The organism is Cupriavidus sp. DL-D2 (assembly GCF_039710735.1).
GTDB lineage: Bacteria > Pseudomonadota > Gammaproteobacteria > Burkholderiales > Burkholderiaceae > Cupriavidus.
In genome coordinates this window covers 1-984 of the sequence record NZ_JBDKXK010000090.1, presented here as the reverse complement: position 1 = coordinate 984, position 984 = coordinate 1, and the positions used below count along the sequence as shown (strand labels likewise).

Annotated in this window: 1 protein-coding gene; it reads left to right on the top strand. The window is 64.6% G+C overall.

The window, feature by feature from the left end:
• Nucleotides 1–129: 129 nt before the first annotated feature.
• Nucleotides 130–606, top strand: a complete 477-nt coding sequence (locus ABDB81_RS28555) for an ankyrin repeat domain-containing protein (RefSeq protein ID WP_346814212.1) — start codon at nt 130–132, stop codon at nt 604–606.
• The last annotated feature ends 378 nt before the right edge of the window (nt 607–984 follow it).

Genomic DNA, 984 nt, shown 5'->3' with positions numbered 1-984 from the left:
GGCGCAGGCGTGGCCGCCGCGATCGAGAAGATCGAAGCAAAGTAACTTGATGGAAGCCGGGCGCCCTGCTGCTGCAGGGCGCTGGTTTCAGCAGAAAGGCAATTTATGGAAACGCCCAAGACTCCCACGATGACCGCCGAAGACGAAGCCCGCATGATCGCGGCGCTCGGCCAGGTGTTCGATCTGGCACGCAACGGCGACACCACCGCACTGGCGGCATTAATCGAGCGCGGCATGCCGATCAATCTGCGCAACGAAAAAGGCGACACGCTGGTCATGCTGTCGGCCTACTACGGCCACCCCGACGCGCTGCGCATGCTGCTGGCTGCCGGCGCCTCGCCCGACATCCGCAACGCCATGGGCCAGACCCCGATCGCCGGCGCGGCATACAAGGGCTACAAGGAAGTTATCGAAATCCTGCTCGAATATGGCGCAGACGTGGAAGGCGCATCGCCCGACGGCCGCACGGCGCTGATGACGGCTGCGATGTTCCAGCGTGGGGAAATCGTGGAACTGCTGAAAGCTCACGGGGCAGACCCGGAAGCGAAGGATGAGCGAGGAATGACGGCGGCGGATGCTGCGGCGTTCATGGCGGGGCGGCGGTAAGCGTTTCTTTCTCTCGGTTTTCTCCCCTCTCCCGCACGCGGGAGAGGGGTTGGGGGAGAGGGCTGGAAGTTCTGCTTGCCGACTTTTCGCAAGTTGAACCGCGGGGCCCCGGCCCCCCCCCCCACCCCGGGGGGGGGGGGGGGTTTTGGTTTTTTTTCTCTCGGTTTTCTCCCCGCGCCCGCCCGCGGGAGAGGGGTTGGGGGAGAGGGCTGGAAGTTCTGCTTGCCGACTTTTCGCAAGTTGAACCGCTGGCCCTCTCCCCCGCCCCTCTCCCGCAAGCGGGAGAGGGGAGCACACCGAACCACTACCCCCGCCCCACAAACGGCATCTTGGTCGCCATCACCGTCATGAATTGCACATTGGTTGCCAGCGGCAGGT

What these genes read in the sequence shown, in the direction of transcription:
- ABDB81_RS28555 (WP_346814212.1), top strand. Translation starts at nt 130, where the DNA reads ATGACCGCCGAAGACGAAGCCCGCATGATCGCGGCGCTCGGCCAGGTG.